The organism is Pseudoalteromonas sp. SWXJZ10B (genome assembly GCF_015864475.1).
Classification (GTDB): Bacteria; Pseudomonadota; Gammaproteobacteria; order Enterobacterales; family Alteromonadaceae; genus Pseudoalteromonas; species Pseudoalteromonas arctica.
Window position 1 is genome coordinate 154,214 of sequence record NZ_JADYXD010000008.1, and the last position, 9,638, is coordinate 163,851.

At 38.3% G+C, this 9,638-nt stretch carries 7 protein-coding genes; 3 read left to right on the forward strand and 4 right to left on the reverse strand.

The features are described from left to right. Positions 1-75: 75 nt before the first annotated feature. Entirely contained in the window at positions 76-1,299 is a 1,224-nt protein-coding gene (locus I6F54_RS10090; RefSeq protein WP_165728473.1) for a diguanylate cyclase domain-containing protein, read from the reverse strand. Positions 1,300-1,664: 365 nt separating this feature from the next. Between I6F54_RS10090 and I6F54_RS10095 the strand changes: the two genes are divergently transcribed. Next, on the forward strand, positions 1,665-3,182 hold the full coding sequence (locus I6F54_RS10095) for a S10 family peptidase (protein WP_165728472.1): 1,518 nt from the start codon (positions 1,665-1,667) through the stop codon (positions 3,180-3,182). 39 nt (positions 3,183-3,221) lie between these two features. On the opposite strand, the gene I6F54_RS10100 is transcribed toward I6F54_RS10095, so the two are convergent. The 3 genes from I6F54_RS10100 to I6F54_RS10110 form a co-directional block, all read right to left on the reverse strand. Continuing rightward, complete coding sequence (locus tag I6F54_RS10100; protein ID WP_197141206.1) at positions 3,222-5,453, reverse strand: ATP-binding protein; 2,232 nt, start codon at positions 5,451-5,453, stop codon at positions 3,222-3,224. Continuing rightward, a complete protein-coding gene (locus I6F54_RS10105; RefSeq protein ID WP_165728470.1) occupies positions 5,440-6,249 on the reverse strand; it encodes a phosphate/phosphite/phosphonate ABC transporter substrate-binding protein in 810 nt (269 codons plus the stop codon). The genes I6F54_RS10100 and I6F54_RS10105 overlap by 14 nt, the downstream gene beginning before the upstream one ends. A gap of 515 nt (positions 6,250-6,764) precedes the next feature. Beyond that, a complete protein-coding gene (locus I6F54_RS10110) occupies positions 6,765-8,288 on the reverse strand; it encodes a CYTH and CHAD domain-containing protein (protein ID WP_197141207.1) in 1,524 nt (507 codons plus the stop codon). Between the two features lie 294 nt (positions 8,289-8,582). Between I6F54_RS10110 and I6F54_RS10115 the strand changes: the two genes are divergently transcribed. Both I6F54_RS10115 and I6F54_RS10120 read left to right on the forward strand, forming a co-directional pair. Then, positions 8,583-9,188, forward strand: coding sequence for a TIGR04211 family SH3 domain-containing protein (locus I6F54_RS10115; RefSeq protein WP_007584830.1), 606 nt, complete (start codon positions 8,583-8,585; stop codon positions 9,186-9,188). 141 nt (positions 9,189-9,329) lie between these two features. Then, positions 9,330-9,638, forward strand: a 309-nt coding sequence (locus tag I6F54_RS10120; RefSeq protein ID WP_197141032.1) for an IS4/Tn5 family transposase DNA-binding protein, incomplete at its 3' end; no start/stop codon positions are given.

Sequence of the window (9,638 nt, forward strand, 5' to 3'; positions counted from 1 at the left end):
TTTAACAAGTCAGCTACATTGGTGCGTGCTATATCTCTATATATTTATCACGTACCTAGTTTTGTTTAAGAAGGGTTATACCACGCAGTTTCTGCCTTGGTTTTTAGCTTCGTATAATGCTTTGTCAGCAACACGCATAGCCTGCGTTAGACTAGTGTCTTGAAAGTCAGCCAAGCCTATACTAGTGGTAATTTTAATTGATTTATCGCTAATAGAAAAATCGTAACTAGCCATCTTTTTCCTAAATGCTTCAAAGTATTCACGACCGCGTTCTAGCTCTATTTCAGGTAATATTATGGCAAACTCTTCTCCGCCAACCCGTGCAACCGTAAACTTTGAAAACGTAGATCGTATTAATGAACCAACCTGCTTTAAAGCCTGATCGCCGCCTTCATGGCCTAATGTATCGTTAATGTTTTTGAAAAAATCGATATCAAGCAATGCCAAAGTATTTTTCTGGTTTTTACTTTTAAGGAGCTTTTCTGCATATTGATAAAAGTAGCGTCGGTTATGAAGCCCTGTTAAGTGATCCCTATGTGCGCTTTCTTTAATATCTGAAATTAACGACAGTTGCTCCATTGTTTGAAGTACTCGACAATGAAACTCTTCATTCATAAATGGCTTTGTTAAAAAGTCATTGGCGCCGTATTTAATAAATCGTGCTGATAGGCCATGCTTTCCCGCGCCCGATAAGCCAATAATTGCTAAGTCGTCTCGGCCTCTAAAATTACGTACCGCTTTGACAAGTTCAAAGCCATCCATAGAGGGCATAGCGTAGTCGGTCATAAGTAGCTTTATATCAGGATTAGCTTTTAATATTTCGAGTGCTTGTTGTCCATCGTGGGCATCTGTTACATCAAACAATTGCTTTTCTAGCATTTGCTTCATTAACGAGCGACTTAGTAATGAGTCATCTGCTATTAGTGCTTTACAGCCTTGATTTCTGAGTAATTGCGCAACGAGCTTAACGGCATAATGGTAAGAATCGCGATTATCTTTAATAACATAATCAACTACGCCCAATTCAAGCATTTGTTGGCGCTTGTACTCATCTATTTTTGAGGTTAAAACAACCGTAGGAATTTTTTTAGATAAAGTATATTTTGCAACTTCACCGTGCGGAGCATCTGGCAAAGTTAAATCAACTAACGCAAGCGTATAATCGTGCTTTTCTACGAACGTAGCGCATTCTGCTAAAGACCAAGCAAAATCAATTACTACATCAAGGTATTGTGCAGTTAAGTGGCGAAGCACCTGCTGCACTACTTTACTGTCTTCAACCACTAATACTCTTTGCATAAAGCTTCTCTTTACCTTTAATTAATTTTGTAACAAAACGACAAATACAACGCTATTACTGCAATAGCATTAGTCATAAACATCCGGTGTAGAGTGCACTTATGTGCTTGAAAGCGTAATCCATTAGATTTTTTTGGTGATAGCTTGTATATAAAATCAATACAAGTAGGCCCGCAATATACCTGAATTCTGTGATTAACTAAATAAAGAAACCAAATCCTAAATAACTATAAAAGTGGTTAGCACGCGTCTCTAAGCGCATTAATACCTTACTTAACTAGTATTATCGGCCACTAGTCTCAATACTTTTGTTATTTAACTCATTAATGTCTTTAATGGTGTATCAACAATAATAAGGACACCTAATGAAGCTTAGTCGTATTATCAGTTTACCGATAACCGTTATTGCATTAATAATCAGTACAAGCACGCTTGCCGATAACCAACGTCGTATTGATGTAGACAGCAAAGTTGTTACTCAACATAAAGCTAAAATCAACGGTCAACGCTTTAATTACACCGTTGCCACAGGCACACAACCTGTATGGGATGATAAAGGCGACGCGGTTGCGACATTGCAATACACCTACTACACACGCGACAAAGTTGACGACAGGACAACTCGCCCATTACTTATTTCATTTAATGGCGGGCCAGGCTCGGCTTCTGTATGGATGCACCTTGCTTATACTGGTCCTCGCGTATTAAAAATTGATGACGAAGGCTATCCAATTCAACCTTATGGCGTAAAAGACAACCCATATTCTGTACTTGATATTGCCGATATTGTTTACGTAAACCCTGTAAATACAGGCTACTCTCGCGTACTTGAAAACGAAAAAGGCGAACTTCCTTCTAAAGCAAAACAAAAAGAGCTATTTTTTGGTGTTAATGCCGATATTAAGTACCTTGCTGAGTGGTTAAATACTTTTGTAAATAGGGCTGAGCGCTGGCGATCGCCTAAATTTTTAATTGGTGAAAGCTACGGTACAACACGTGTATCGGGCCTAGCTCATGAGCTTCAAAATAGTCAATGGATGTACATAAACGGTGTTGTTCTCGTATCACCTACTGATATTGGTATTAAGCGCGACGGCCCGATTAAAGCCGCTAACCGCCTACCTTACTTTGCAGCAACTGCTTGGTATCACAAAGCACTTAAAGCCGATTTACAAGCTAAAGATCTAGATGAGTTATTACCTGAAGTTGAAGAGTTTACTGTAAACGAATTAATCCCAGCGCTTGCCAAGGGTGGCTTTATTAATGCTGAAGAAAAACGTCGAATTATTACAAAAATGGCACACTACGCTGGCTTATCAGAAAAGTTTGTTGAACAAAATAACTTGGATATTCCAACTCAATTTTTCTGGAAAGAGCTACTACGTGAGCGTGGTCAAACTGTGGGTCGCTTAGATTCTCGTTATTTAGGAATAGATAAACGAGGCGCGGGTGAATCCCCAGACTACTGGGCTGAACTTACCTCTTGGTTACACTCTTTCACTCCTGCAATTAATCACTACTTACGTGAAGAGCTAAACTATAAAACAGATGTAAAATATAATTTATTTGGTAATGTTCACCCATGGGATAGAACCGGTAATAATACGGGCGAAAATCTACGTTTAGCAATGGCGCAAAACCCTTACTTAAACGTGATGATTCAATCAGGATACTTTGATGGTGCAACCAATTACTTTGACGCTAAATATACGTTATGGCAATTAGACCCAAGCGGTAAAATGAAAGACCGTTTGAGCTTTAAAGGCTACAGAAGTGGGCATATGATGTACCTTCGCCACGCTGACTTAGAAAGCTCTAATAACGATTTACGTGACTTTATACAGGACGCTTTACCTAAGAAAGGGGAAGCGGCTAAATACTAAAATATTTTAAACATAAAATGGCTCTTTATGAGCCATTTTTTATGTGCGTTTTTCATATCGTAAACAATAGCTTTTAAGTTGCGTTACTACATCGTTGAAGCAGGTCTCGAGACTTTGCATTTCATTGTTATCAATAGATTCATTTTCTGCATACGTTTCGATCTGCTGGCATATATCAGCCAGTTTAATAGCCCCTACCGATTTTGACGACGACTTTAAGGCATGGGCCTGAAAAGCCAAATCAACATAATTTTTACTCTTAGCATACGCATTAGCTAATTTAATTTGCTCCCCTGCCGTTTGTAAAAACGCATTAAACACCATGCAGTGCACAGTAGGATCATCACCAAGCATTGCTTTTAATAACGTGATATCTAGTTGATCAAAACTATCTGAAGCTATATTTTCACCATCAGATTTTTCTGATCGCGTGTTGACCACTGTTTGAGAGTGCTCCATCAATAACGACTTTAATTTAACAAGCTCAATGGGCTTGGTTAAAAAGCCGTTCATTCCACAATCATAACAATTATCTATATTGTTTTTGGTAATGTTGGCCGTAATTGCAATTATAATAAGTTTATCAAAATGAGTGTTTTCGCGTATTTTTTTGGCTAACCCTAACCCATCGAGTAAAGGCATTTGAATGTCGGTTAGTAAAATATCGAAGTGTTTATTTTGCAGAGTTTCCCAGGCTTGTTCCCCATTACTTACAAAAGTAGAACACACTCCAAGCATGGTTAATTGCTGCCTTAATACTTGCTGATTTGTAACCTGATCCTCTGCTACTAAAACCTCAAGCGTAGGAAGAGTTACTGTATCTAAACTTTGAAGTGTTATTTGAGGAGATTGCACTTGTGCTGGCAAATCAGTTTGATCAAAGCTGTTAAAGTTTAGTGTAAAACAAGAACCTTTGTGCTGCTCACTTTGCGCGCTTAAAGAACCCTGCATACGCTCTACCAGCTGCTTAGTTATCACTAAACCAATACCGGTTCCATTTACTTTACTGGTTTCAGCTCCTAAGCGGTCAAAAGGTTTAAATAAGCGAGAAATGTCATCAGGAGCAAATCCACATCCGGTATCTATTACATCTATTTCGCATTGTTTATTACTTAACACCCGGCAATTTATATTAATGCTGCCATTTGGTTTGTTGTATTTAATCGCATTTGAAAGCAAGTTAAGCATCACTTGTTTAAAGCGGCGCTGATCAATGTAAATACTCAACCCTTCTAAGGAATCGAAACCTTGGGTATACAGTGTTATTGATTGCCCTTTAATAAGCTCAGTGAGGAGCTCTACTGACTCCTCTAATATGCTTTTAATAGGCACATAAGAAAAACTAAACTGCATATTACCCGACTCAATAGCCGTTAAATCAAGTACATCGTCTATAAGTAATAGTAAATGTTCTCCAGCTTGATAAATGCTTTTCGCGTTTTCTTTTTGTACTTTATTAGCACTCTCATCATATCCATACAGCTGGGCTAAGCCTAAAATTGCATTTAATGGGGTTCTCAATTCGTGGCTCATACTGGCCATAAAATCTGACTTTGCTTTACTTGCAGACTCGGCTTGAATTCGTAATACATTTAATTTTTGATGGTTATTAGCAACCTCATCAACCATGTTATTAAATGCACTTATTACACTGCCTACTTCATTTTGTTGTTGTTTATCTATATGGCAATCAAAGTCACCTTTGGCTAAACGTGAAAACCCCTGCTTTAAAGTCCTTAAAGGCGACGTAACCCTGTAATCCACCAGCCAAGCTAAACCTATAAAAACGATAACTAAAATAATAAATTGTATATATATTAAGGTGTAATGAAGTTTTGAAGATTCGTTTATTTCATTCGTAAAATTAACAACCAAGCTAATATTAGCCAGCGGTTTATCTAAAAACACCACCTGCTGAGATAACAACATGTCGCCGTTTTCATTTGCTCCAACCCAGTTTTCAAGCGGGTATAATTGGTTATTTGAATCCACATCAACAATTTTAATACTTTTCCAATTAGGGCGAGTTTGGAGTTGGCTGTCTATTTCTTCATACAGCTCTGCATACTGCCTAGTTAACAGCGGAGTCGTTATAGAAGTCGATAACTGCGCTAAAGAACGCTGAGCAGCCTTTGAAAGCCCATCGTTTACCCAACGCGCTTGCTCAGGTAAGGCGTAAAACATAAAAAGACAGGCCATAAGCAAGCCACAAAGCAATACAACAATAAAGCTTTGCGCCCTTAGACTACGAAACCCTCTAATTTTCAACATAAAATGAGCGCAAGCCCCACTGAGTTAACTGCTGATACTCTGCTAAAGTTGCAATACTAGGTTTAATAATTGGGATACCTGCAAGTAAATGTTTATGCTCTGGGCTTTGCCCAATATCTAAAATAGCTTGTTGCACTTTTAACTGTATTGCAGGGTCAACCCTTGGGTGGACTACAATTGGATGGCGACTAATTTCACGCGTTTTATAAAGAATTTTAAGCTTATTTTGCAAGCTTTCTGGTTGTTGTTTAAATGTGCCCATTACACCACCGCCCGCCATTGTTGAATGCAGTGCTACATTTAAATATACCGAAGGGTGGGTTTGAACATATACAGGCTTTATTGTTAGCCCATATAACAATGCTAAGTCGGCTCTCATTAATAATGACGCACCTAATGCATTAGGTGCAGGGAATGCTATTTCGGCGCCCTCTAGTTGGCTTAAATTATCAATATTACTGTCTTTGTTTACGAGCAAAATACCTTGCAGCTTTCGCCCTGCATCTTTTATTAGTGGCAAATATCCCTGCTTTTCATATGCTACAACACTGTGCCATGGATTCATGTATGCAAAGTCGTATTCGCCATTAGCAAAGGCTTTTTCAAATACCGGAATAGACTCAACTGTAATTAGCTTTATTGATACCCCTGTTTGCTTACTTACTTGCTTTAACAAAGGTTGCCAAATAGCATTTAGCTTTTGCGGCTCATATTGCGGCACTACACCAAAAGTATATTCTTGAGCCAATAAGAGTGAGCTGTGCATCAAACATAATATAGCCACTAAATACTTCATCAATTCTCCAAATAATAGCGTGTCATTATTGCTTAAGCGTAGTTAAAGACTACTCAACACACCATAAAATTATTATATATTCGATATTTAGCACTGACCTACTTTGATTACAGGTAGTTTTGGAGTGTATTTTTATGTGTGAGCATATGATGTAAATTAATAAAGATGTCGTAAGTACTTTTTAGGCCGGCTTTATTGATTACAGGTAGTTTTGGAGTATATTTTTATGTGTGAGCATATGATGTAAATTAATAAAGATGTCGTAAGTACTTTTTAGGCCGGCTTTATTGATTAGCCAAGTAGGGATTGATCCATGAGGCAAAGCTGGTTGGTATTTCGCTCATCTGCGCTTTTACTTCAAAAATATTATCACTGTGGCTTTGATAATACACACTTACGCCATTTTTGTTTTTATACAAATGCCATGTTGGCTCAGCGTAAGTGTTAAAAATAACGAGTTAAAAAATAACGGATAAGCACTTTTGTAACTGAATTTCATTACAAAAGTGCATCATTTATTTTTGCCAGTAAGGTTCTATGTCAAATGAAGCAAGGCGACTTTGCTCCATCGCACTCACCAAATATTCAGACTTTTGTTCAAGCCATGACTGGATTTTAGCAAGCTGTTCGTCTTCTTGCCCAGCACATAACTGCTTTAAATACTCAAGCGTACTTAACTCATAAATACCATGAGAAATATCAAGCCAAGGCAATCTAAACTCTAGGCGTTCCTCTTTATCAAATAACGATCCTAAGCAGTTACCGCTCAGTAAACTATTTTCAAGTTGAGTGCGCAGGTTTAAATACGAAGCGACATCGAGTGTTTGTTCTTTAGGCAGTAATTCGTGCAGATTTTTCCAGTCTTTATTAAAAAGCCGACTCGCAATAGACGACACGTTTTGCTCAGCCGCTTGAAGCTCTATTTGCCCCCAATCTTTACGCCACTGTTTATCAATTAACCACGTAGTTAACGACAGTAATAAACGATTATAACGCGCGCTATGAAACAGTGCATTTATATCGTCAATGCTTGGCTGTAACTCTTTTAAATCATCAATGACTTGAGTAAGTGCTGGAGCAGCATTAATTTTTTTATAAAAAGCATGGCGTTTAGACGTGTACGTTTTTAATTGAATCGCGTTTTCTACCCACGCTAATTCGCTTAATAACCATTTAAGCTCTGTACGTAAATGTTCTGTACTTTCTTTGGATACTATATCGTCGTACAGCCAAAAAGTATGGCGTATTAGGCTAATGCCGTCAGTTACGCGTTTAAGCGTTTTTAAACTTGGCTTATCGAAATAGCATTGCTCATGCTTTTGCACAAAGCGAATGCCAAAGTTCATGGCTTCAACTAAAGCACGCTCTTGGGTAGTCGACTTTGGTAATTGAACAAAACCAATAGATTTGCTGGGTGTTAAAGGTTTTTCATCTGCAAGGCGATAACCACGCGCGGCCTTAGAGTATAATCCTAAACGGATACAGTTCTGGCTAACCAGTACATCTGCAAACGCAAACAACTCATTACGACTGCCCTCAACAAGCTCAATTTCAAGCTCGCTAATAATTTCAATTTTACCCGAAGCCGCAATTTCACCTTTATCGAGTACAACTTCAATTTTAGCGCCACTTTCGGTTTCAATTAACCAAGTACGACGAATAAAGTTAGTACTAAATATTGGATACAAGTTTTTTGAGATTGCGCTTATTTGCATGCCATGAGGCCAAATATCAGCATCAAACGCCATTAAATTAGGGCGACTTGATTCAATTGGTAAATTGTACTCTGGACGTTGGTGTAAACCACCTACAACTTCACCTGCAAGCTTTATAGTTTGCTCGCATTCGCTGTCAGAACAGCGAGTTCTAAAGCCTATGTCAAGCGCTCTAAGCTCTCGGCTTGGCGTGTCGTAGTATGCATTTTGTAAGCTGCGTGACGGTTTATTCTTCACCGTTTTTGCAAATTGAGTAATTAACGAGGGGATCAGTGGAATAACGGCATCTGATACCAAAAATTTCAGTTCTATCTCAGTATCCATTCGGTTTGCGGATTACCTTTAAAATAAATAAGTGCTCAAAATAAACAAAGCACACTAACAATGCAAATTTTTTAGCCTTATTTTAGTGCCTGTTGACCTTTGTGGATTAAAATTCGTTCTATCTAGAGGCAATTTAATCGCGGGGCGAGGTTTGTAACCTAGTGGGCTAGGTAACTGCTACTGGGTTACAATATCAGTCTTGCTATTGAGCTATTTAATCCATACTATCTAACTACTTATGTGAAATGAAAATCACGTTCATAACGGACGCAGTTAGATCAACAAGGTAGATAAATGCTAAAACATTGTTTATTAGGGCTACTTTTAACAGCCACCACATTTATGAGTTATGCAGAAGAAGCAAAACCTGCAAATTCAACTAATGCAAACACCGCTTATATTATCGATAATTTATATACTTTTATGCGCTCTGGTGCGAGTAAGAATTATCGACTACTCGGCTCTGTAGATGCTGGAACAAAGTTAACCTTGTTATCTGCTGAAGAAAACGGCTTTATAAAAATTAAAGATGATAAAGACCGCGAAGGTTGGATAGAAACTAAGTTTGTTACCAAAACGGCAGGCTTACACCAACAGTACAAAACACTAAGTAGCGAAATGAGTACTATGCAAGAAAACCTGCGCCAAGCTCAAATAGAACTTCCGCAGCTACAAGAGCAAAACCAAACTTTAACTGATCAAAACCTGCAGTTATCGGCCCAAATTACTAAGCTTAAAACAACGCTAGAGCAAGAGCGCACCCAAAAAGAAGCTGCTAGCTCAAAAGAGAAACGTCAGCTACTTACTTACGGTGGTGCTATTGCGTTTTTAGGCCTGTTTTTAGGTATTATATTAACGATAGTGTTGTCACGTCGTAAACGCTATGAAGGTTGGGCATAACCCTCCTTTCTATTGAATACAAAAAAGCCGCTTTATAGCTGTCTCTTATACACAAATCCCTGCTAAGAAATTAGCGGGGATTTTTTTGAACTAAATCTCAATGTCATGATCAGATCTTCAAATCTTGTTTGAGGGCACATTATGATTAACGAACATACTCATTGGGCAAAACAACAATTCGGTAAATCGGACTTAGGTGATCCAAGAAGAACAGCGCGTCTGGTAAAGTTAGCATCAACGCTTGCAAATGAACCAGGAAAACCACTTGTGAACATCACTCAATCCCCCGCCGATATGGAAGGTGCCTACCGCTTTATTCGCAACGAGAATATTGACGCAACGGCTATAGCAGAGTCAGGCTTTAAAGCCACGGTTGAACAAGCAAAAAGTCATAACTTATTGCTCGCATTAGAAGACACGACCACACTAATTTATAAACATTCCTCCATT

Coding starts and splice junctions, on each gene's coding strand:
- I6F54_RS10090 (WP_165728473.1), bottom strand. CDS start 1,299: ATGCAAAGAGTATTAGTGGTTGAAGACAGTAAAGTAGTGCAGCAGGTG.
- I6F54_RS10095 (WP_165728472.1), top strand. CDS start 1,665: ATGAAGCTTAGTCGTATTATCAGTTTACCGATAACCGTTATTGCATTA.
- I6F54_RS10100 (WP_197141206.1), bottom strand. CDS start 5,453: ATGTTGAAAATTAGAGGGTTTCGTAGTCTAAGGGCGCAAAGCTTTATT.
- I6F54_RS10105 (WP_165728470.1), bottom strand. CDS start 6,249: ATGAAGTATTTAGTGGCTATATTATGTTTGATGCACAGCTCACTCTTA.
- I6F54_RS10110 (WP_197141207.1), bottom strand. CDS start 8,288: ATGGATACTGAGATAGAACTGAAATTTTTGGTATCAGATGCCGTTATT.
- I6F54_RS10115 (WP_007584830.1), top strand. CDS start 8,583: ATGCTAAAACATTGTTTATTAGGGCTACTTTTAACAGCCACCACATTT.